Consider the following 23,001-nt stretch of genomic DNA (forward strand, 5'->3'; position numbering starts at 1 on the left):
CGGATTTTGTAGAGAGATAATGATCCAGATGAATTTCAGAGGGTTTAGTGTAGGTTTTTTCGATAGATAGGGTCGTGATCCAGCTAAATTTCAGGAGATTTAGTGTAGGGCTTTTCGATAGAGAGTGACATGATCTAGATAAATTTCAAGAGATTTTAAGACCCATTAAAAAATTAAAGCTCAAGGACTTGGTAAGCTAAGCTACCAATTGCCTTGAGCTTTTTCAATAGCTCTTATAGTAAACGCTGTCATAAAGGGAAAACTTTTGCTTGAGGAAGGGTATTTATCGAATCCTGTAGAAAAGTATGAGGGAGGCTAGTCCTTGACGGTGAGAGAGTTTGTAGGCGGGGGGATTTGTATAAGTGACCGCAGTTGCTTTTATCTGAATAAAAGGGCTACTGTCACTCGGTAGCTACCGTGCGAAAGATAGATAGAGACTTTATATAGATTGGGGCTAGCGTGAGTGGAAGCCTGACCGCTATTTGTAGATGGTCTGGACGAAGGGATGATCAATCGCCTTTTTTCAAGACAAAAAAGGTGAACGCCTATTAGACGTTCACCCTTCAGTGAAGATTTACTTGTTCAATTGCTTTTTACAAGTAGGATAAGCGTTTTGCTTATTCTTCGTCTTCTTTACGTTTGCCTAGTGCTAAAGCAGCACCACTTGCAGCTACGAGTAGAGCAAGTAAGCTGGTTTCTTTAGCTTCACCAGTTTGAGGCAATGTTTCTTTAGCTTGCTCTTCGCTTGGTTTAGCTTCTTCAGGCTTAGCTTCAGGTTTAGCTTCTGGTTTGGCTTCTGGTTTGGCTTCAGGTTTCTTGTTGTCAACTTCAGGAGCTGACACATGAACCGTGATGTCCACTTCATCAACCGTACCATCAGGATAAGTTACAATCAGCTTAGCAGGCTTGTCACCAGCAGTTGTGGTATCCACAGGGGTCTTGAACTCGATCTTAGTACCTTCTGGCAACTTGTCAGGATCTTTGATACCTAACTTAGGATCAGGCGTTTCTCCAACCTTGACGTTGATATCTTGACCTTCTGGCGTGTACTTGTCATTGTCTGGTTGGGCTTTGACAGTGACCTTAACGGTAGTCTTATCAGTTGTGCCATCTGGGTAAGTAACAGTAACAGGGACTTCATAAACACCTGGAGTATTGCCATCAGGAATCTTAGTTGGATCATCAATGGTTACTTTAGGTTGTTCACCTTCAGTTGGGAAGCCAGGAACAGTAACGTTAGAGATGACTTCATCTTCTGTTGTAGGTGTACCAAATTCTTTTTCGATGTCTTTAGTTTCAGGTTCGTAGTGTTTGTTTTGTTCAACTACTTTTACCTTAGCTGTAACGGTGTCTGTTGTACCATCTGGGTAAGTTACTTCAACTGGTACTTCGATCACATCGCCATCTTTAGCACCTTCAGGAACCTTAACGGTTAATGAGCCGTCTTTGTTAACTGTGACACCTTCTGGAGCGCCTTTACCTAATGCATAAGTTGTACCTTCTGGCGCTTTTTCAACTGGCTTACCAGCTTTATCAGTGAAGCTTGGTTTATCAACTTTGACGTCTTCACCTGGTTTACCAGTCTTGTCTTCATACTTAGGTTCAAGTTGTTGGTGTTGATCGACAACGGTTACCTTAGCCTTAACTGTGTCTGTTGTACCATCTGGGTAAGTTACTTCAACTGGTACTTCGATCACATCGCCATCTTTAGCACCTTCAGGAACCTTAACGGTTAATGAGCCGTCTTTGTTAACTGTGACACCTTCTGGAGCGCCTTTACCTAATGCATAAGTTGTACCTTCTGGCGCTTTTTCAACTGGCTTACCAGCTTTATCAGTGAAGCTTGGTTTATCAACTTTGACGTCTTCACCTGGTTTACCAGTCTTGTCTTCGTACTTAGGTTCGTAAGTGTCTTTATCTTGAGCTACAACCTTAACTGGGATTTCGACTTCAGAAGTCGTGCCATCCTTGAAGGTCACTTTGGCTTTCACTTTAGGTTCTTTGCCATCTTCAGTGATATTGCTAGTGTCAGGATCCGATACGAATTCTACTTTATCAACGTTAGGATAATTTTCAAAGCCATTCACTTTCAGACCAGGCTTGCCATCGATTGTCTTCGGATCGGTGCCTTGGGTAACTGTAATCAATTCAGTTGGAATGACTTGCTTAGCAGGAACAGTCGTCTTAGCAGAATTTGACGCAGCGCTACCTTTAAGTGCCTTGATATCTTGATCTTTCAATTCGCTATCAGGCAATTTTTCATTTGAAACTTTAAAGGTACCTTTATCATCGATAACAGTTCCAGTGTATTGGGAGCCATCAGCTTTAGTAATGACGACAGGGCTTCCTTTTGGATAAGGCTTACCATCTTCACCTTTAACCGTGTACTCAACATCACCGTTTTGCTTTCTTGTTGGCGTAACAGTAATGTTTTCTTTTTCAACGGTGAATTTGTAAGGAACTGGCGTTGGCTTGTCTTCACCAGGAAGGGTAACGAGCACTGTACCAGTGATTTCTTTTTTCTCATCATTTCCGAAGTTGAAGTTAGAAGGAACCGTGTATTTTACTTTACCAGTTGTAGCGTCAACTGTGATGCCATCTGGGGCATCTTTAGGTAATTCAAATTTAGTCTTATCTGGGAATTTATACTTGTCATCGCCAGGTTTGCTTGGCGTAATATCCGCTTCCTTTGTATCACCAGGCTTAACGGTTTGTGGATCGTACTTAGCGGTTACAACAGGCGCTTTTTTAGTGAAGGTAACTTCTGTCTTACCATCTTTAGCATTTGGATCAGCTACTTTTATCTTAATGTTGCCATATTCATCGACGGTAATGTCATCATCACCAAGATTAAGTCCTTCATTTGCTTTCTTAACTTTGTTCTTGATCACAGCAAGTTCTTCTGCAGATAATTTAGCTGGGTTCTTAACTAAAGTGTCAGAGATGGTTTCGGTGTAGTAAATGGCTGTAGCTCCGCCTTCTTCAAATTCATTACCTTGATCAGTAACGATCTTAGACTTGAATGTACGAGAACCGACTTTCCTTTCAAGACTATTAACTTCTTGTAAAGTTTCGGTAACGCGCTTTTTCATAGCATTTCTGACATCATCATCAGTCGTACTTAGTGAATCGTCTGGTTCATTGTATTTCTTTAATTTGTCATAGTCTACACCACTGACTTTTTTCAATTCTTCTTCAGTAATTGTATCGGTATCCACATTTTTGATGACGGTTCCTGATTTTGTTCTTAAGACACGAACTCTGAAGATATTGGTGAAGGATTGGTAATAATCCTTACCATCTTCACGATGGATACCTAGACCATATTTACCGAACCTTTCATATCTACCACGACTTAGATTTGGAAGTTTGCCGGTTTTACTTTTATAAGATCCCGAAAGAATAATCTTACCATCTTCTTTTTTGAATTTTAGATCGCTAGGGAAACCACTTCTACCAATACCAGTACCATTTGCTCCCCAAAGATCATTTTTATACTTAACGTCTTTTCTTATAGGGATTTCAATATTTTTAGTTAATGGAACACCTTCATATGTTCCATCTGCTTTTTTCTTGGCAAAGACAATAATGTCTTCAACATAACCAAAGTCACTGATGAAGTAGTCACGTGGCACAACATATGACAATTTATCTTTAGTAACAGTTAAGTTACCTAAATCATCCATCTTTAATGTGGCGTTATCTAAACCTAAATTTGTATTAACCTTTTTGAAGTCGCCAATCAATTTAGATTTTTGATCTTCAGTTAATGTATAGTTGTTAGGATCTTTAACATTTAGCTTTCCTGTATTATGACTAGTGTGCTCTGAAAGAACATGGTCATCTTTACTGTAGAACACTTTATTATCTGGTTTAGATGCTGGAGTTTCTTTGTCTGTCAAGTCTTTTGTCCATTGAATATAAGGAGGTCTAAAGTAAACAGCCTTTACCTTGATGGTTTTACTTGTGTTGCCTTGCTTTAAGGTAACCGTAATGTCGCCAGTGTTTTCAATACGAGCAGGGCCAGCTGTTTTTCCCTCCGCAGTTTTAAAGCTAGAGTCGTCCACTTCAAAAGTAACATCGTCTGATATCCCTTTATCTTTTAAGGATGCTTTAACAAAATCAATAACATGATCTTTTTGGACTGCATTGTCACCTTCATTAAAATAATCATGAGATAAAGTGCCAGCATATTCTGGCAAGTCAATGTCAGCTAATTGTTTTGTAGTAGCTGTATCACGATTTTCCCCAACTGGAGCAGTCACTGGAGCTGGTTGTTCCGGCTTTTCTGCAGGTGCTGTTGGTTGCGGGTCAGTTGCATTGACTCCTTCATTGATTGGCGCTGTTGGAGTGGACGCAGCTGGTTGTTCTGGCTTGTCTGCTGGTTGTTCTGGCTTTTCTGCAGGTGCTGGAGTAGTAGCTGGAGTTCCTGCTGGAGCTGGAGTAGTAGCTGGACTTGTTGCAGGATCACTGGCGACAACACCGCTTGCTTCACCAGCGCCTCCTGCTGGTTCATCCGCTAAAATTTGGCTGTTGCTACCGAAAAACATAAACAAAGAGGCAATCCCCGCACTGACTACCCCAAAACTATACTTCCGAATAGAGTAACGAATAATGCGTTCACCCTTATCGGGACGATGGCTTTTATTCATTTTGTTCCCTCCTATAATGGTGATATATAATAAAGCATACGTGATTCAACTATGAAAACCGACTTTACTGATTATTCCTTTAGCTTGATTGTGCCGGTGAATAGGATTGGCAAAGCAGGCTATAGACATCCACATACTCTTTAGTCAGATTCTAACATAACAATCAATAAATATCTACAAAAATAGCTAATTTTGACTGATATATAGGCGTTTTATGATCTTTTTCACCATAGATTGAGTAGGGGTATAAGTGGAAAAGGTCAGATGAGTTTTAAAGGCAAAGGGAAGGGGAAGTTAGAGGGACAGATGAGAGAAATGACGTCTTTTGGACTAGGATGAGTTCAATTGAAAAGAAAGGATGAAAAAGAAAGACAAAGGCTTGTAAATATGCTAAAGTAAGGCAAGGAAAGAGTTGAGGGATATGCGACAAAATTTTCATGAGCATCCATCTGTCGGCTGGGTATTAACCTTTATCGGGGGCATGGTGGATAGTTTCACTTATATGCGGTATAAGGCCTTTGCTTCGGCACAAACTGGTAACCTTATTCTCGCTATTATTGAATCTTTTGAAAAAGAGTGGCCAACCGTGGAGAAAAAGCTCCTTTCGACGGTCTGTTTTGTTCTGGGGCTTTTGCTGGCGAAGTGGCTCAAATTTTCTTGTCGGCAACAAGGCTTTCGCTTTTGGCGTTTAGGCCTCCTTTACTTGGAAGCTTTGACTTTTCTGATCTTAGGAAGCAGTATTTTTATCGGTCATGCAACGCTTGTGACCATGGTGTTGGCCTTCATTACAGCCACGCAATGGATAGCTTTTGATAAGATTAATGGGAGAGCCTACACTAATCTTTTTACGACAGGTAATTTAAAGGGATTGTCCATTGGCTTTTTTGACTTTGTGATCACTCGGACGGATGAAAAAGGAACGCAATTCTTCCATTATTTAATGGTTGTGTTAGCCTTCTTGTCAGGAGTAGGGGTATCGGTTTATTGTTATGCTTACTTGGCCTACTATACCTTGAAACTGATGGGGATGATTCTTTTACTATTGTCTTTGTTGCAAACTTATGTCGTTTGGAGGTCCTATCGGAAAGAAGCTAATATGCTGGAACACCATCCTGAAGATACAAAGCCTGAGTAGATGACTGCCCCCTAATCTTGGATGTTAAGGTCTAAGATTTGGGGGTATTTTACTGGTTAGATGCTGAAATAATAGACCTGCTGCATTCTTTGACAAAGTGCCTTTATGGCTTAAATTCCCCCAAAATTTGTCCACCATTGAGCATTGGATAAATTTTGGGGGGATTTAGGTTATTGCTAAAGATGGAGTGTTATTGCTGGCGTTAGGCTTATCTAAATTCTTCCCTTTTAATGGCGTAGCTTAAGTAGAGAACCAAGAATTTTAGCCAAATTGTTTTAAAAGGCTTGACAGGGGATAGAGAGATTGGTAAAGTTGAAAACGTAAAACAGAACGGGTACGATTTGCGAACGGAGACGTAAGCGAAATGGTCTTAACGGAGAGGCGACGTAAGCAACATTGGACTTAACAGGGAAATGAGGGTCAGCTCATAGGGCGGAAAAGCTTTGGAGTGGCCGAGAAAGAACTAGTAAACAGACGGCTTTAGGCCATTTATTTTTTAGCTTTTTCTAAATCGTAATAATAACGATATTCGAACAAAGGCTCATTTGTTGATCCTTTGCGGGATGAATGAACAGGCTAGTTAAAGCTTAAAAGTAGAAACGACGGCTGATGGGCTGATTGAACAAACTGGTTAAAGCTTAAGAGTATCAATAACAGCTGATGGGTTCTCAATGAAGGAAAGAAAAGCTAGGGAGTTCGACGAAGGAAGAGCTAGGGCTTCTAAAGGAAGTTTGCTAGGGATTTCCTCAGCAGGTTTAAGACTGTATGAAGAAAAATCGAAAGAGGAAAAGGAAGGAAGAGAGAAAAAATGAAAAAACGTTATTATTTGATGGCTTTAATGAGCTTATTAGGCATCTTTCTCTTGATGGGTTGCCAAAAAGCGCCGAGTCAAAAGACTAAAGGTTTGTCGATTGTGACGAGTTTTTACCCCATTTATGCCATTACTCAGGAAGTAGCAGGAGATTTGAATGATGTTAGGATGATTCATTCTAGCCAAGGGATTCATGGATTCGAACCCTCTCCAGGGGACTTGACAGCGATCGGTAAGGCGGATGTATTTGTTTATCATTCGAGGACTTTAGAAAGTTGGACCAAGAATTTCAAGGAAGTCTTTAAAGATGAAAAGGTCAAATTGCTGGAAGCTTCTGAAGGCTTACCTCTTCAAAAAGTGGAGGGCTTAGAAGATGTCAAAGTCATGAAGGGGATGGATAAAAAAGCTTTATATGATCCCCACACCTGGTTAGATCCTGTTTTAGCTGGGAAAGAAGCTAAACATATTGCTTCAGAGTTAGGTAAGATCGATCCAAAGAACAAGGCGACCTATCAAAAAAATGCGGAGGCTTTCGCCAATAAGGCAGATCAATTGTCGGCTAAGATGGCTAAACGTTTTTCTAAAACGAAGGCTAAAACTTTTGTGACCCAACACACGGCCTTTGCCTATGTGGCTTCTCGCTATGGCTTGAAGCAGTTAGGTTTAGCGGGGATTTCTGATGATATTGAGCCCAACTCTCGACGGATGGGGGAATTGACGGATTTTGTCAAAGAAAATAAGGTGAAGACCATTTTTGCAGAACCTCAAACATCTCCTAAATCGGCTAAAACTTTGGCTCATGCGACAGGGGCTAAGGTGAAACGCTTGGATCCTCTTGAACGTGATCCGGAGAATAAGAAAAGTTATTTAGAAAATTTACAAAGCAATCTTGAAGTGATTGCTCAGGATTTGGAGGAACGTTAGATGGGAATTAAAGGAAAAACATCCCGCTTGATGGCGATTGGCGTGACTAGTTTACTCTTAGGGAGTGGCTTAGCTCTGAGTGCTTGTTCAAGCCAGTCGAACGATAATCAACAAGTGCGTTATACAGATGAGGGAGGACATAAGGCTAAAGCTCACTTATCTGCTAAGGATCAAACTGACAAATTGAATGATGAAGAAGGTATTTCAGCTGAACAAATCGTGGTGAAAATCACTAAAGAAGGTTATGTGACTTCTCATGGCGATCATTTCCACTATTATAATGGGAAGATTCCTTATGATGCCTTAATCAGTGAAGAGTTGGTCCTAAAGGATAAGTCCTACCAATTGAATAAAGCAGATGTGGTGAGCAAACATGTGGATGGCTTTATCATCAGATTAAAGGATAAGTTCTACTTGTATCTGAAAGATCCGTCTAAAGCGACTCATGTGCGTAGTCTAGAAGAAATCAAGAAGCAACAAGAAGAACACAGTCATGGTAAAAAACATGGAAAAAAAGTTAGCAAGGCAATGAATAGCAAAGTAGAAAAGGCTGTTCAACAAGCGAAAGCTAGTGGGCGTTATACGACAGATGATGGCTATATCTTTACTCCTGGTTCTATCGTCCAAGATGCTGGAGATGCTTTTATTTGTGCTCATGGAGACCATTTCCATTACGTGCCAAAGTCAGCTTTATCAGCAGGAGAGTTAGCTGCGGCTTATGCTTATCTTGGGAAAGCACCTGCCAAAACATCTCAAACTATGACCAGTCAGTCACATTCTAAGAAAACACATGTGGTGAAAACTAAGGATGGAAAACAACTCACTGTAGGGAAGAAGACGAGTGTTGTTAAACCGTCAGCAAAACCTTCCGAAAGTTTAGATAACCCGCTTTCTCGTTGGGAAAAGATGCCAGTTAAAGAACGGCATAGAGAAGCAGATGGGCTAGTCTTTAACCCTTATAAGGTAACTAAACGGACGGCGATAGGCTATGTGATTCCGCATGGCGACCACTTCCATGTCATTCCATTCGACCAACTCAATCAAATTGAAATTGAAGCGGCAGAAGCTGTTTTATCAGCTGGCCAATCTGGTCAAGCAGGGGCAAACCCATCGGCTGATGAACACCATCACGATGACCATCATGGGAAAGATGAAACTCATCAACACGACGGACATCATCACGGAATTGATAATAAGCATGAGCACGACGGAGATCATCAAGGGGAAGATGAAAAGCACGAACATGATGGAGATGGTGGTAAACGCCATCAATCCGGCGAAGACCATAAAAATGACAGTGAACACGCTTCTTCAGAAAAGAAAGATCCAACTAATGCTTATAGTTATTTCTTTGGAAAGAAAATAAAACGCTATGGCAAGGGGCTCGATGGAAAAGCTTACAGCACCAGTGACCACTATGTCTTTAGCCCAGAGTCAATTATTGAGGTAGATGATTCAGGCTTTTCTGCCCGCCATGAAGATCATGTGCATTACATCAGTTTTGGAGAATTAGAAGAGTGGGAATTGGCTCAAGTTGAAAACTGGGTAAGGGCAAATGGAAAGAAAAAGGCTGAAAAAGAAGACAAGCCACTAGATCCAGACCATCACTCTGGTAAAAAAGAGGAGCCAAAGAAGGATTCTGATAAGAAAGACGAGCCAAAGAAAGAAACAGATAGTGACAAGAAAGACTCGGATAAGAAGGAAACGGAAACTAACAAGAAGGATTCTGATAAGAAAGAATCAGAAAAGGATAGTCCTAAAGAAGATTCTGATAAGAAAAAAGACGAAACAGGCGCTGATAGTAAGAAAGATCAAGAGAAAAAAACTGATGAATCCCATGATGATGAAGAGGATGATTTAGATACGACTACGCATTTTTGGTGGAAGAACTTTACCCGTAAAGCTGTTCAAAACGGGAAAGAGGGCTACTATATCAAAGATGGGGCTATGGAACGCTTTATGGCAAAAGAAGACATGGATACTGCTCAAATAGCTTTTGCGGAATTTCGGATGAGCCAATTAGATAAAAACTATGTCTTCAAAATTGCACCGAAGAAAGATGGGGAATTAGAACCGGCCTTGTTGAAAGATCCGGCAAACCTTTACGGGCACGCAGGGAGTGCAGTGATGGATACGGGAACGAGATTCATCGTGCCTCACGTGGATCATTTGCACTATATTCCATATGATTGGTTGGATCCGGAAACTATCGCTACCGTTAAATGGGTCATGACCCATCCAGAAGATCGACCTGCGCCTTGGGTTCAACCTCATGGGGCAGAGGATCATGGCAAGCCAACGAAGGAAGAAAAGAAGGATGAAGTGGAGGATAAAGGAAAAGACGCCACTTCTGAAGAAACAAAGAAAGAAAATGAAACGACAGATACAGCTGATAAAGTAAAGGATGAAGTGACTGGAAAGAATAACGAAACGACTAAGCCGGCTGAAGATGCTGGGAAGACCGAAGAAAGTCCAAAACCAGCAGAAAAAGTCGTGTCTGATGAAGCTTTACGTACTTTTGTAGCGGGGCATTATGGAGTGAAGTTATCTCAAGTCACTATACAAGGTGAAAAAATATTCATTAGCTATGATGATGGTGATGTGATCGAATGGGATCGCTCAATAGCCCTATCTTATCTCTAAAGAAAGCTTTGCAGTATAGCTAAGTTTAGCTTTTAGGGATGAAATAAGAAAAACATTCAAAAAAAGGCACGTTGTCAAATTTTGTTGTTGGTGAATGTAACAAGCACTGATGAATAGAAAGCTCAGTATGACCGAACTGGAGGAAAGAGTCCTTCATCGGGAGCAGCGTAAAAGGAAGTCAAGCGAATTACTTGCTGTGCCGAAAGGCTTACAGCAAGTTTGAGACTGACTAGCTGGGAGACCAAGGCTCCCAGCGGTCCCGCTGCATTTTCCCGGATGAAGGTAACTCTTATCCGAAAGAATCGGTCATTTTTGTGCTTTATATGGCATAGACAGACTACAGTCTGTCTCTTTCACCAACATCAAAAAGTATAGAGCCAGAGCCCAATAGTTGACGTTGTTTGTCGATGTTGGGGAGGGGGATCAATGACTATCCTTTTTTGTAATCTTTACAAGAAAAATCAGGCAAAAATTTTAGGTTGAGTGAAATTTGTGGATAAATTTGAATGCTTATAAAAACTAACTGCAAATTATTTTTAAATGAAAATAGCTCTCAGTTTCATAAATGGGCTTTAAATATCCTTGCTATAGTCAAGTTTATAAATCGTACCTGTTTTGATTTTCATCTTACAAAAATTATATGTATTGAAAATCATTGATAACTTTTTTTAGATCCTTTAAAATTTAAGTAGCTTTAATAAAAAGGAGTGAGATCATGTATTTAGCTGATCTAAAACCTAATGAACGGGCAATCATTGGGGAGATCCATCATGATGAAGCGATGACACGAAGATTATGGGATCTAGGCTTTACAAAAGGGACGCCGGTAGAGGCCTTACAAGCAAGTCCTAGTGGGGATCCAATGGCGTATAAGGTACGTGAAACAGTTTTTGCTATTCGGCAAAAAGATGCCAAAAGAATAGAGGTGACTTTAGTTGGGGATAAGTAAATTCTGGCAGGAAGAAAAGAGTCATAAGGAAAAGCTAGGGGAAAAGGTCAATCATGCCTATACCGTTGCTCTGGCAGGGAATCCGAATGTGGGGAAAAGTACTGTTTTCAATGGCTTGACTGGTTTACATCAACACACGGGGAACTGGCCTGGAAAAACTGTTGAAGTGGCCAAAGGGGATTATGATAGCCGAACAGCTCATTTTACTTTAGTCGATTTACCTGGGACTTATTCCTTGTCAGCTCATTCTCCAGAAGAAGAAGTAGCAAGGTCTTTTATTGAATCCAATGATTCCGACGTGACTGTGGTTGTTTGTGATGCGACTGCTTTGGAACGCAATTTGAACCTTGTTTTACAAATTCTTTTGTTGACCCAGAATGTGGTAGTATGTGTCAACTTAATGGACGAAGCTGAACGTAAAGGCATTAAGGTTAATCTCAAGCAGTTAGAACAACAATTAGGGGTTCGAGTGATTGCTTCATCTGCCAACCATGGCAAAGGGCTGAAAGAATTAATGCGAGCCGTTGAAGAAACAGCTAATGGAACTTATAGACCCAATACTTTAGTCCGTGAACATCTTCAAAGCATGTTGTCGGACAATGAACAAGAAAAAGTAGAGGCCTTAATTGACCGAGCAGCGAGTATAGCTAAATGTGCCTTGACTTTTCCAAACACAGCCTATGATTTACTCGATAGGCGCTTGGATCGCTTGTTTACGAGTCGCTTTACCGGAGTTCCTATTATGTTGCTCCTTTTGATGACTGTATTTTGGCTAACCATTGAAGGAGCGAATTTCCCTTCTGATATGATTGCGACAGTTTTATTTGCCTTCCATAAAGTTTTGCTCAAATGGACTCTAGCATGGGGCTGGCCTTTGTGGTTAAGGGGCTGTTTAGTTGATGGGGTATACAAGGTTGTGGCTTGGGTAGTATCTGTTATGTTGCCACCAATGGCGATCTTTTTCCCAATGTTTACTTTGTTAGAAGATTTTGGTTACCTACCACGGATTGCCTTTAATCTGGATCGTTCTTTCCAACGAGCTGGGGCATGTGGCAAGCAAGCTTTGAGTATGTGTATGGGTTTTGGTTGTAATGCAGCTGGGGTGACTGGTGCAAGGATTATTGACTCTCCACGTGAACAATTGATAGCGATCATTACCAATAACTTTGTGCCATGTAATGGACGTTTCCCTATTTTGATTTCGGTTATTTCCATTTTCTTTGTCGGCACACACGTCAACTTTTTCACTTCCTTTAAGGCAGCGTCATTCTTGACGGCAGCTATTCTCCTAGGCGTCTTTATGACTATGGGGATTTCTTACTTGCTGTCGAAGACGATTCTATCAGGGATGCCATCATCCTTTACTTTGGAATTACCTCCTTATCGGAAACCACGTATTGGGCAAGTGGTTGTCAGATCTATTTTTGACCGGACGCTCTTTGTTTTGGCTCGGGCTTTAAAAGTTTCTGCGCCTGTCGGTTTAGTGATTTGGATCTTAGCGAATGTGCATCTTGGAGACGCAACGATCTTGACCCACTTTATTCAGTTCTTGGATCCTTTTGCAAGGTTAATGGGCTTGGATGGGGTCATTTTGATGGCCTTTATTCTAGGATTCCCAGCCAATGAAATTGTTATACCATGTATGTTGATGGGCTATTTAGCCACTTCTACCATTGTGGATTTTGATTCCTTGGATCAATTAAGGCAACTCTTTTTGACGAATGGCTGGACATGGTTAACGGCTCTGAATGTTATCCTCTTTACCTTATTCCACTGGCCTTGTGGGACAACTATTTTGACCATTAAGAAGGAAACAGGCTCCAATCACTGGACTTGGGTTTCTTTCTGGGTGCCAACAGTGACGGGGATTTTCCTCTGCCTAGTGACAACAGCTGTGGCGCATCTTTTCCATTTGATTTAGCTTTTTCCTTTAGCTGAGATGGACGTTAAAGAGATAGGGTAAACGATTCATAAACTGAGATGGACGTTAAAAGGATAGGGTAAACAAGTCATAAACTGAGATGGACGTTAAAAGGGTACGGTAAACGATTCATAAAAAATAGCGTGGCAAGAACTTTAGTCGTTCTTACCACGCTTTATTTGTTTAGTCCTAAATCCCTCCAAATTTGCCCACCAATTCTCTTGGGTATGGGAAAAATTTAGGGTAAATAGAAAACAATAGGATAAAATAGTGCGTTTTAAGCTTATTTGTTTTGGTAGGCAGCAAAGTCTATATTATCGATCTCGTCTGCCATACGGACAGCATCCCCGATGATCGTTCCGATTTTATGGTGGTGGATGTCATGGACACGAATGACTTCTACCCCCTTGATAGCGGCGATGACAGAGAGGGCGGCAGAGCCTTCATCACGGTTTCTAAAGCCGTCCTCTGTTTCAGGATCCAAGTTGAAGCCTGCTTCTGTCATGAGGTTAACGACAAAACGTTTGCGAGAGACGCCAAGGAAAATAGGGAAACCCATACCGTGAATCTTGGATAAATCACGGATCAAAAGAAGATTTTCACGTTTCGTTAAGCCAAAACCAATACCAGGATCCAACATAATCCGTTGACGATCGATGCCAAATTCGTCCGTTAAAGCGAGTACCTTATTGAAATAAGCTGTCATGACATCTTGGATAGGCAGACGAGTAAAATGATCTAATTCTTCTGTCGTGAAGACGCCCTCTCCTCCGAAACTTGGGAAGATTTTGCTACCAGCATGATGGGGACGAGCGATAACGGGATTGAACATGGCAATGATACCGACATCACTTTGGCTAACAACTTCAGCCATATGAGGGTCACCCAATAGACCGGTAATATCGTTGATAATATCGACTCCTGCTTCGATAGCGGCTTGTGCGACGTCGGCTTTCCAAGTGTCAATAGAAATAGGGACATCGAGGCTTTCTTTTAAGGCACGAATAACCGGCACGACTCTTTTGATTTCTTCTTCGGCAGGAACTGGAGTGGAACCAGGACGGGTAGATTCTCCACCGATATCTAACATTCCAGCCCCTTGAGCGACTAATTCTTTGGCGTGTTCAAGAGCTTTTTCAGGGTCGAACCATTTTCCACCATCTGAAAAAGAATCTGGGGTCACGTTGACGATGCCACAAATAAGGGTCGAACCACCACTTTGTAAAACAGCATTTTTATAGTGAAAATCAAATGATGAGGACATAAGACAAGCTCCTTTTTAAATAGGGATTTATTTAGAAAAACCGGCCAATTTGATCTTTTTCAAAGCTTGGTAGAGGGGGAGGGCAACTAGTATACCTAGTCCACATTGCGCCAAGTTGCTTGGGATCGAAGCAAGGGTAGCTGGCCAGTCGTACATGAGGTAAGTGGCGAAAGCGTAGCCTGTAACCATCAATAAACTAGCTAGAACAAGTCCAACGATTTGCCCAGATGGTTTAAAATGCCGAGCAAGATAGCCTGCTAGTAAACCTTGTAGGCCGTGGATGGCAATGGACCAAGGCATCCATTCTGAAAAACCAGAAATGAAGTCCACTAAGCCACCTGTCGCTGCACCAACAATAGCGCCAGGAATAGGACCTAAAAGAAGTGAAGTGGTGTAGATGCCTGCTTCACAAAGGGTAATAATGCCTTTAGTGGCAGGGACAGGAATAAGGACATGAAGAGAAAGAACGGTTGTTAGAGCGATCATTATAGCAATATGAGGTAAAAAACGTTTTTGCATAAAAAGTCTCCTTATAATTTATAATTAAAAATAAATGCTAACTAGAGATGTAATAGAGGAGTGAAATGATAAGAGGCAAGCTCCAATTTTGAAAGAAGGAATGAAACGATAAGAGCCAAGCTCCCTTTTTATAATGGGGGACTAGAATGCTAAGTGACAAGCTTCTCTTTTATAAGAGAGGACTGAAATGCTAAGTGACAAGCTTCTCTTTTAGAATGGAGGACTAGTTACTAGTCAAATGCAATAGATGGAATAGGCACTATTTGACGTTTTGGAAAGGGACTGGGCAAGGGTGGTAGACATTTCCTGAATCTTTGGATAGTTCTATTCCAGAAGCAATGGCTTGGTGGGTAAAGGATTTGGCTAAGGTCAGAGCTTCTTCTAGGGGATAAGGGCAGGCTAAAGCGGCAGTAGCGGCTGAAGATAGGCAACAACCCGCACCGTTAAGCGTTTTGGAAGGAAGATGAGATAAGCGGTAGATCCGAGCGCCTTCCTTGGAATAGAGGACGTCTATGGCTTCTGTTGAAGAGAGATGGTCTCTTCCCTTTAAGAAAGTTGGAGTAGAGGTCTTTTCATAGATTGTTTTAGCTAAGTGGATAAAATCGTCCAGACCTTTTCCAAGTTTTTGCCCACTTAGTAGTTCGGCTTCGTGTAGATTAGGTGTAATGAGGTCTACTTTGCTGATTAAGTCAAGCAAGCTAGAGAGGTATTGCCCTTGATAGTTTACTTCGCCTTCTTTAAAAGCCATGACAGGGTCTAAGACAATAGGGATTTTACCTTGGTAGTGCTGGCAAAATTCTTTGACTAATTGGATGGTTTCCACTTGGTGTAAAAGTCCTATTTTTATGGCGGCAAGAGGGACATCTTCTTTTATAGTCTTGAGTTGAGCTTCAATCGCCCTTTGATCGATAGGAAGAACAGAAAATCCCTGTTTTTCATCTTTAACGGCGAGGCAGGTAATGGCGGTTAGACCGAAAAAGCCAAAGTGATCAAAGCTTTTGAGGTCAGTAGCAATGCCACCTCCACCCCAACTGTCAGAACCACCAATTGAGAGTATACATTTGGTCAATAGATCATCACCTTTCGACATCAAGATAGAAGGGATAGTCATAGGGGTGACTGCTTTGCCAAGTTAAAGTGGCTCCCTTCTTAACTTTCCTTAAACTATCCTATATTATTATAAGCATTTGTTAACTTGATGTAAACGTTCTAAATATTTTCAAAAAGGCGAAAGTCGCTTGCCTTTTTTTGGTAAGTTAAAAGAAAAACCTCTAAAATAGGGCTAATGGACACAGCTATTTTAGAGGGCAGGATCTAGGCTAGCTTGCGCTAGTCTTTCTTTATGGCTTTATAGCAATTGGTGGCTAGGGTTTTCTTTGTCAGCCACTTTTATAGTGCCTTTCACGCCAAAGTAGTCTTCGATAGCTTTTTGAAGGGCTTCTATGGCTTCTTTTGCTTGTTCAGCACTTTCGTTATCGATAGCTTCAATGACAAGGGCTGCCCGAGTGGTTTCTTCTGTTAACATGGTGCGTTCGGCTTCTCTCCAGTTGAAGCAACGGCAAACGGCTCCTTCGTTGTCAAAGTAGCAAATTTCTTCTGGGAGAGCTGGAGCATCTTCTTCTGCACCTAGAGGGAAGAAAGGTTCCCCGCCCTTTGCTTTACCCAAGTGGATATCTCCTTCGATTTTATCGATGTCTTCCCCACCGCATGGCACAGCATAGGTAAGGGAAATGGAGTTATAGATGTCCACTAGAGGGTTGATAGGAGAAAGAGGGCTATCCTTGTCGACCCGTTTCAAGAGGGCTTCGATAGAGGAACGGACGCCTTTTTTCTTTTTAAAACGAGTGAAAGCTTCTCTCCATTTAGCAATCACTGGGTTGCTGGCGAATGGGGATAGGGCGACATGGTCTTCTGCAGCCTCGAAAGCTTGGCGCAAGAGGCGTTTAAATTCACCGTTTTTAGCTGGGTCGATATGGTTATCAATGTTTTCAACTGCGAGGGTAAAAATTTTAGCTTCTGGAAAAACTTCCCAAAAAGATGGATCAACAATAAATTGGGTCATCAGAGAACCTCCTTAGTTTAAATAGCTTATCCTTATTATGAATGAGTCTAGAAGAAAATGCAAAAGTGGCTAGTATGAATGAGTCTAGAAGGAAATGCAAAAATGCTTACTTCTTGTAGAGTTTTTTGGAAGGGGTACGGAGTGGTGAATTGTTGACGATATAGCTTTGTAAGGAAGCGGGCGAATATCCAGGCGAAAATGAATAGCAATAGATGATAGGAGTCTTTTCGTGGCTTACTTCTTGTAGTGATGCTTGAAAGATTTGAGAGAATCTTTTAACATGGAAAGGAGAAGAAAAAACGTTTGCGGTCTAGGGGAGGACTTGAATGAAAGACGTACGATTGATTGCGACAGATATGGATCATACTTTGCTGACAGAAGCAGGTGAACTACCAGCTCACTTTGGAGAGAGATTACTTGCCTTGAAAGAAGCCGGAGTGGAATTTGCGATTGCTAGTGGGCGACCAATGGCAACCCTAAAGGATATGTTTAAGGATTATGCTGGTTTGATTTCTTTTGTCAGTGACAATGGGGCAGCGGTATCTCATTATGATGAGGAAATTTTTTATAGTGAAGTGGATCGGCCAAGTTATTTGGATATGATTCGTTATACAAAAGAAAAAACTAAAGGCTATCCTATTCTTTGTGCTGAAGAAGGAGCTGTTACAGAGCCTGATTCTAAACCTTTTGAAAACTTCTATCGTCGCTTTTATACTAATATTCATTATGTGGATGATTTATTGTCTGTAGCGAATCGAGCCAATAAGGTGTCAGTTTATTTTCCTGAGAAGGACAGTCAGTGGCAGTTAGATCATCATTATGGGCCAGTTTTTGGACAAGAATTTTCTGCTACTATAGGGGATGATGTCTGGATTGACCTGATGAATAAGGGGATTGACAAGGGAGCAGGTATTCGTCAACTAGGCCAAGCTTTGAATATTAAGTTAGAGCATATGATGGCTTTTGGGGATACCTTTAATGATGCAGAAATGCTAGCAGCTGTTGGCTATTCTTATCGGATGGCGAATGCAACTGAAGGGATGGAACGCTATGCCAAATTTGTTGCACCATCTAATGAGGAATATGGGGTCATCCAAGTGATCGATCAAGTTTTGGCGGCAAAAAAAGCTCACTAGTTAAAAATAATAGGAAGTTGTGAGGAATGCACTCTTTCTAAAGAAGGGATGGACGGTTCAGTTGTTGAGCCGTTTTTCTTTTTTTAGAGCAAGGGAAAAATGCCCAGCTGTCCTTTGGCTCGATCAAGGGACTTCTTTCCTAAGAATAAGGGAAAATGCTCATCTTTTCTTTAACGCTATTAGGGGATTTCCTCTTCTTTAAGGTGGAAGGGAAAACTAAAAGAATAAGGCGAGGGCAAAAGCTTTCCCTAACAAATCGTTTCAACATGCGATTGGCTTTTCTTTAAGGTAAAGGGAAAAGAAGACAAGAGTTGACAAAAACAAGATAAAGCATACAATGAAAGATATTCTCCATGAAGAAAGTAGGGATAGAAATGAATGATATAGAACGTTTGCTAGCGATAGAAGAAATTAAACAATGTAAGGCGAGGTATTGGAGAGCCATTGATAGTAAAGACTTTGAGCTTTTACGAACGGTCATGGCAAAAGATGTCGTCTTTGATATTTCAGAATCTACCCACGATCCTGTTCGGGGGCAGTTACCACTTTTCCCTGCTAAACTGGAACCGTCTAGATCACTAGAGGAAGTTATTCGTAACGCTAATAAGGGGATGGGGGAAGACGTGCAATCTGCTCACATGGGCCATATTCCAGAAATTACGGTGACTTCTTCCACAAGTGCCGAAGCTATTTTTCCTTTTGAAGACCGTGTGTTAAAGCATGGCTACGGGGCTTTTAATGGCTATGGTTATTACAAGGATACTTTCGAAAAAATTGATGGGAAATGGTTAGTAAAGACCAGCAAGATATACCGCTACCGAGTGATTGCAGATTTTATTGATCGCTAGAAGTAGAGACGTATAGAAGGATCCTATAAGGTTTAGCAAGATGTGTATAATGTATGTATAAAAGACCCCTGTAAGGCTTTGTCATATGGGTATAATGTTATGTCTAGAAGGATCCTGTAAGGCTTAGTCGTATGCGTATAAGGGATTGTATAGAAGCCCCTTTTAAGGCTTTGTCATATGGGTATAATGTTTGCCGTTAGCGTATGTGTATAATGATTGTCCTAGTTAGCGCTAGTATTGAACCATCTGATAGAATAGGATAAACTGGAATTACTATAGTCCAAGGAGGGTCGTTGGATGAGAGAAATGAGTAATAAGAGGCGTTGGGTCGCTGTGATTGCCAGTTTGTGTGTGTTTGCTTTATCGATGACAGCGGAAGGAACAGCCAATTTAGCGTCTAGTTTTACAAAAGAAAGTGCGGATAAAGTAGCTGAGAATTTATTGAAGCCAACACTAACAGAAAAAGTTGTCGAAGGCGAAAATAAAAATGCCAAAATTTTAGAAATTCCGATTGAAGGGGCTATTACAAAAAGTAATTCGACTAGTCTTTTGGGGGCGGGAGAAGGTTATGACCATCAATTGATCTTATCCAGTCTTAAAAAGGCTCAAGAAGATTCTTCCATCAAAGGACTTTTGTTAACGGTGGATAGTCCTGGCGGGGGCGTTTTTGAATCTGCTGAAGTGTATAAGGCGATTAAGGATTTGAAAGAAAAGACTGGATTGCCGGTCTATACCAGTATGCAAAGGATGGCGGCTAGTGGAGGTTATTACATTGCTTCCGCTAGTGATAAAATTTTTGCCAGTCAAGAAACGCTAACGGGTTCTATTGGGGTCATTATGCATTCCCTGAATGTTTCTGGGCTTTTAGAGAAATATGGCGTAAAAGATGCGACGATTAAGTCAGCGGCGCACAAGGATATCATGAGTACGACTCGTCCGATGACGGATGATGAAAAGAAGATTCTCCAAGGCTATGTGGATTCTGCTTACCAACGTTTTGTGGATGTTGTAGATGCAGGACGGAAAAATCTCAATCGAGAGCAAGTATTAAAATTAGCAGATGGACGGATCTATGACGGTCAACAAGCGAAAGATCAAGGGCTAGTAGATGAAATTGGTTACCGAGAAGATGCCATCAAGGCTCTCTCTAAAGAAATGAAAGTGAAGGATCCTCAAGTGGTGACCTATAAACAAGAAACTCTTGCTAATTGGGCAAAATGGTTACCAAAATCTTTAGCTCCAAAAGGCCCTGCTTCTTGGCTCAACTCTTTGCTTTTGACAAAGGAAAAGTCAAGCGATGAAGGACCACGAGCTATGTATTTGTTTGGAGGGGAATAAGATGGAATGGGTAATCAAAGAAGACCAAGCCGTCATCTATCCTTATGCCGGATTCTTTAGACGTGGTGTAGCATTTCTATTCGATGGGCTTGTTGTAAAATGGCTCACTGGGGCTGTGTTAGCTTTGACCGCCTTAATGATAGAAAATAGTGTCGTCGATTATATTTTGTCAACCCTAGTGTTTGTGACTTACTTTGTCCTAATGACGAAGTTTAATCATGGTCAAACGCTAGGAAAGATGTTACTAGGCTTACAAGTGATTCGGAAGGATCGAGAAGAATTGACGTGGGAAGACGTCCTCCTTCGTGAAGCTTGTGGGCGCTATCTCACCCGAGTTGTTTGGATTTTATATGCCATGCCACTAGTGATGGGTGAGAAGGCTAGTCTAGGAGACTATTTTGCTAAAACCCGAGTGGTAAAGGTAGAAGCATTTAAAGGGATTGAAGACTAGTTCTATTAGGATTTCTAGGCTAGAATAGCTAAGGGAAGTTTGTAACGTTGTCAGTTTTTGCCAGCCTGTGAAGGAAAGTTTGTAACGTTGTCAGTTTTTGCAAGCCTGTGAAGGAAAGCTTACAACGTTGTCAGTTTTTGCAAGCCTAGATAAAGACAAGCTTACAACTTTATCTGTTTTTGCTAGCCTATATAAAGTAAAGTTTAGAACTTTATCTGTTAAGAGAACATATAAAAAAGAAGCTCGCGACTTTACTAGGTCACGAGTTTTCTTACTTAGCGATCAAAAGCTGATAGGCATGAAAAAGGCCAAGATGTTGATGGCTGATGAGATAAAGGGCTAATTCGTATGAGCTTTTTTTGAACTGTATTAAAAGTTGAAATAAATGGATGGAAAGTAGAGCCTAAATAATGAGATGACGCCCCAAAGTATCTTTAGTGACAATGAACTCTATCTAGAAAGAGAGTCTAAATAATGAGGGGAAGCCCCAAAGTATACACAAAAGGAGAGAAGCTATGAAGCAATTCCAAGATTTGATTCGCCATATTGAAAAGAATGGCGTGATTCGGGAAGATCGGACAGGAGTAGGGACGAAAGGGGTATTTGGCTATCAAATGCGTTTCGATCTACAAGAAGGTTTCCCTATTTTAACGACAAAACGTGTGCCTTTTGGTTTAGTCAAGTCAGAATTAATGTGGTTTTTAAGAGGGGATACGAACATTCGCTATTTACTCGAACACAAGAATCATATTTGGACAGAATGGGCTTTTGAGAAATATGTTAAGAGTCCTGCCTATAAAGGACCAGATATGACAGATTTTGGAAGAAGAGCGGTCAAGGATCCTGAATTTAATACCATTTATCAAGAAGAAGTGAAAGCTTTTGAACAGCGTATTTTAGAAGACGAGGACTTTGCTAGAGTTTATGGGGATTTAGGGCATATTTATGGCTATCAATGGCGCTCATGGCCGACTCGTGATGGAGGTAAAATTGACCAAATAGCTGATCTCATTGATCAGATTAAGAAGAATCCTTATTCTAGACGGCATTTGTTAACCGCTTGGAATCCGGAAGAAGTCCCAGATATGGCCTTACCACCTTGCCATACCTTCTGTCAATTTTATGTCAGTGAAGGGCGTTTGAGTTGCCAGTTGTATCAACGGTCAGCGGATGTCTTCTTAGGGGTACCTTTTAATATTGCTAGTTATGCCTTGTTGACGCACCTGATTGCACGGGCTTGCGGTTTAGAAGTCGGGGAATTTATTCATAGCTTTGGGGATGCTCATCTTTACCTCAATCATAAAGAAGCTGTTGAGGAATTAATGAAACGTGAGCCTAAGTCTTTACCAAGGCTCGTGATTGATTCGGATGAAGAGATGGAAGCTATTGATTTGAAGGATATACGTTTGGAAGGATACGAGCCTTATCCAACGATCAAAGCACCAATTGCAGTCTAAGAAAAGCTCTAGGAAGGAGAAAGGGTCATGATTTTTGTCTATGCTCAAGATCAAGCAGGTGGTATTGGCTATAAGGGTGATCTCCCGTGGCATCTAGCAAGTGAGATGGCTCATTTTAAAGCCACGACACTGCATCAAACTGTCGTGATGGGGCGGACAACATTTGCCTCTATGGGCTACCGTCCCTTGAAACAAAGAAGAAATATTGTTGTTTCTACGCAAATAGATCCCCATGCTTATCAAGGAATAGAAGTGGTGAAGACTCTCGATGAATTACTAGCGATGGAAGGGTCTCATGATTTTTATGTGATTGGTGGCCAAAGTCTATATGAAAGTCTCTACCCCTACGCCCATGAGTTGATTCGAACGGTTATTCATGAAACTTATGTGACAGATCGCTCCTTGAAAGCTCCGGATCCAAGTGTTTGGCAATTAATGTCATCAAAAGATGAAGTGGATAAAAAGACGGGGACAGCCTTTACTATTGAAAAGTGGCAACGGAAAGCAGAAGAATAAAGGGGATTTATCCCTAAAAACTAAGGAAAGAGCTTGAATCCTAAATTTTCCCCCAACATTTGTCCGCTGAGTATTGGATAAATTTTTGGGGGATTTAGCTTGAACTATAAGCTAAAGGAAACGAAAGAGTAATCTTAGTATATACAGATCAAAAAAAGTAAAGCGAGTATAAATGTTGGTCTATCAACATCTATACTCGCTTTTTTAGGGCGTAAGTGTCAAAGTTTGGGGGGAGGAAGTAATCGCTAAGTCACCAAAACAATCAGTTGCTAATCTAAGTGTCAAAATCGGGAGGAGGAAAATTTTATTGTTACCTAAATTCCCCCAAAATTTATCCAATACTCAAAAGAAAATGATCAAAAATCTTTATTTTAC

Annotated in this window: 16 protein-coding genes; 11 read left to right on the forward strand and 5 right to left on the reverse strand. The window is 41.1% G+C overall.

The features are described 5' to 3' along the window. Positions 1-617 precede the first annotated feature (617 nt). A complete protein-coding gene (locus tag D3H64_RS08400) occupies positions 618-4,652 on the reverse strand; it encodes a YPDG domain-containing protein (protein WP_121565799.1) in 4,035 nt (1,344 codons plus the stop codon). A 421-nt stretch (positions 4,653-5,073) separates the two neighbouring features. Here D3H64_RS08400 and D3H64_RS08405 point away from each other — a divergent pair, with 421 nt between their 5' ends. The 5 genes from D3H64_RS08405 to D3H64_RS08425 all read left to right on the forward strand — a co-directional run bounded on the left by D3H64_RS08405 (position 5,074) and on the right by D3H64_RS08425 (position 13,035). Beyond that, positions 5,074-5,787 carry a YoaK family protein gene (locus D3H64_RS08405; RefSeq protein WP_121565800.1) on the forward strand — a complete coding sequence of 238 codons (714 nt, stop codon included), beginning with the start codon at positions 5,074-5,076 and terminating at the stop codon, positions 5,785-5,787. 808 nt (positions 5,788-6,595) lie between these two features. Further along, a complete protein-coding gene (locus D3H64_RS08410) occupies positions 6,596-7,522 on the forward strand; it encodes a metal ABC transporter solute-binding protein, Zn/Mn family (protein WP_121565801.1) in 927 nt (308 codons plus the stop codon). Next, complete coding sequence (locus D3H64_RS08415; RefSeq protein ID WP_121565802.1) at positions 7,523-10,165, forward strand: pneumococcal-type histidine triad protein; 2,643 nt, start codon at positions 7,523-7,525, stop codon at positions 10,163-10,165. A 715-nt stretch (positions 10,166-10,880) separates the two neighbouring features. Continuing rightward, positions 10,881-11,114 carry a FeoA family protein gene (locus tag D3H64_RS08420; RefSeq protein WP_121565803.1) on the forward strand — a complete coding sequence of 78 codons (234 nt, stop codon included), beginning with the start codon at positions 10,881-10,883 and terminating at the stop codon, positions 11,112-11,114. After that, entirely contained in the window at positions 11,101-13,035 is a 1,935-nt protein-coding gene (locus D3H64_RS08425; RefSeq protein WP_121565804.1) for a ferrous iron transporter B, read from the forward strand. Before D3H64_RS08420 ends, D3H64_RS08425 begins: the two co-directional genes overlap by 14 nt. A gap of 283 nt (positions 13,036-13,318) precedes the next feature. Here the strand turns inward: D3H64_RS08425 and folP are convergent, their stop codons facing one another. The 4 genes from folP to D3H64_RS08445 form a co-directional block, all read right to left on the reverse strand. Continuing rightward, positions 13,319-14,299: a dihydropteroate synthase gene (gene folP, locus D3H64_RS08430; protein WP_121565805.1), complete on the reverse strand. Its 981-nt coding sequence runs from the start codon at positions 14,297-14,299 to the stop codon at positions 13,319-13,321. A 27-nt stretch (positions 14,300-14,326) separates the two neighbouring features. Then, positions 14,327-14,818 (reverse strand): ECF transporter S component, encoded by a 492-nt coding sequence (locus tag D3H64_RS08435; protein WP_121565806.1) that lies wholly within the window; start codon positions 14,816-14,818, stop codon positions 14,327-14,329. Positions 14,819-15,077: 259 nt separating this feature from the next. Beyond that, complete coding sequence (locus D3H64_RS08440) at positions 15,078-15,887, reverse strand: PfkB family carbohydrate kinase (protein WP_158589259.1); 810 nt, start codon at positions 15,885-15,887, stop codon at positions 15,078-15,080. Between the two features lie 279 nt (positions 15,888-16,166). Then, entirely contained in the window at positions 16,167-16,880 is a 714-nt protein-coding gene (locus tag D3H64_RS08445) for a B3/4 domain-containing protein (protein WP_121565808.1), read from the reverse strand. Positions 16,881-17,206: 326 nt separating this feature from the next. Between D3H64_RS08445 and D3H64_RS08450 the strand changes: the two genes are divergently transcribed. The 6 genes from D3H64_RS08450 (at position 17,207) to D3H64_RS08480 (ending at position 22,626) form a co-directional block, all read left to right on the forward strand. Then, positions 17,207-18,016, forward strand: a complete 810-nt coding sequence (locus D3H64_RS08450; RefSeq protein ID WP_121565809.1) for an HAD family hydrolase — start codon at positions 17,207-17,209, stop codon at positions 18,014-18,016. A gap of 374 nt (positions 18,017-18,390) precedes the next feature. Beyond that, positions 18,391-18,864, forward strand: a complete 474-nt coding sequence (locus D3H64_RS08455) for a nuclear transport factor 2 family protein (protein ID WP_158589260.1) — start codon at positions 18,391-18,393, stop codon at positions 18,862-18,864. A gap of 297 nt (positions 18,865-19,161) precedes the next feature. Beyond that, positions 19,162-20,202, forward strand: a complete 1,041-nt coding sequence (gene sppA / locus D3H64_RS08460) for a signal peptide peptidase SppA (RefSeq protein WP_121565811.1) — start codon at positions 19,162-19,164, stop codon at positions 20,200-20,202. A 1-nt stretch (position 20,203) separates the two neighbouring features. Continuing rightward, entirely contained in the window at positions 20,204-20,653 is a 450-nt protein-coding gene (locus D3H64_RS08465) for an RDD family protein (protein WP_158589261.1), read from the forward strand. Positions 20,654-21,168: 515 nt separating this feature from the next. Next, positions 21,169-22,110, forward strand: a complete 942-nt coding sequence (locus D3H64_RS08475) for a thymidylate synthase (RefSeq protein WP_121565814.1) — start codon at positions 21,169-21,171, stop codon at positions 22,108-22,110. Between the two features lie 27 nt (positions 22,111-22,137). Next, positions 22,138-22,626: a dihydrofolate reductase gene (locus tag D3H64_RS08480; protein ID WP_121565815.1), complete on the forward strand. Its 489-nt coding sequence runs from the start codon at positions 22,138-22,140 to the stop codon at positions 22,624-22,626. The last annotated feature ends 375 nt before the right edge of the window (positions 22,627-23,001 follow it).

It is taken from the genome of Atopobacter sp. AH10, assembly GCF_003664595.1.
Taxonomy (GTDB): Bacteria; Bacillota; Bacilli; order Lactobacillales; family Aerococcaceae; genus Atopobacter.

Bases quoted from the DNA above. Each gene is read 5' to 3' on its own strand.
- D3H64_RS08400 (WP_121565799.1), bottom strand. From the start codon at position 4,652: ATGAATAAAAGCCATCGTCCCGATAAGGGTGAACGCATTATTCGTTAC.
- D3H64_RS08405 (WP_121565800.1), top strand. From the start codon at position 5,074: ATGCGACAAAATTTTCATGAGCATCCATCTGTCGGCTGGGTATTAACC.
- D3H64_RS08410 (WP_121565801.1), top strand. From the start codon at position 6,596: ATGAAAAAACGTTATTATTTGATGGCTTTAATGAGCTTATTAGGCATC.
- D3H64_RS08415 (WP_121565802.1), top strand. From the start codon at position 7,523: ATGGGAATTAAAGGAAAAACATCCCGCTTGATGGCGATTGGCGTGACT.
- D3H64_RS08420 (WP_121565803.1), top strand. From the start codon at position 10,881: ATGTATTTAGCTGATCTAAAACCTAATGAACGGGCAATCATTGGGGAG.
- folP (WP_121565805.1), bottom strand. From the start codon at position 14,299: ATGTCCTCATCATTTGATTTTCACTATAAAAATGCTGTTTTACAAAGT.
- D3H64_RS08435 (WP_121565806.1), bottom strand. From the start codon at position 14,818: ATGCAAAAACGTTTTTTACCTCATATTGCTATAATGATCGCTCTAACA.
- D3H64_RS08445 (WP_121565808.1), bottom strand. From the start codon at position 16,880: ATGACCCAATTTATTGTTGATCCATCTTTTTGGGAAGTTTTTCCAGAA.
- D3H64_RS08450 (WP_121565809.1), top strand. From the start codon at position 17,207: ATGAAAGACGTACGATTGATTGCGACAGATATGGATCATACTTTGCTG.
- D3H64_RS08455 (WP_158589260.1), top strand. From the start codon at position 18,391: ATGAATGATATAGAACGTTTGCTAGCGATAGAAGAAATTAAACAATGT.
- sppA (WP_121565811.1), top strand. From the start codon at position 19,162: ATGAGAGAAATGAGTAATAAGAGGCGTTGGGTCGCTGTGATTGCCAGT.
- D3H64_RS08465 (WP_158589261.1), top strand. From the start codon at position 20,204: ATGGAATGGGTAATCAAAGAAGACCAAGCCGTCATCTATCCTTATGCC.
- D3H64_RS08475 (WP_121565814.1), top strand. From the start codon at position 21,169: ATGAAGCAATTCCAAGATTTGATTCGCCATATTGAAAAGAATGGCGTG.
- D3H64_RS08480 (WP_121565815.1), top strand. From the start codon at position 22,138: ATGATTTTTGTCTATGCTCAAGATCAAGCAGGTGGTATTGGCTATAAG.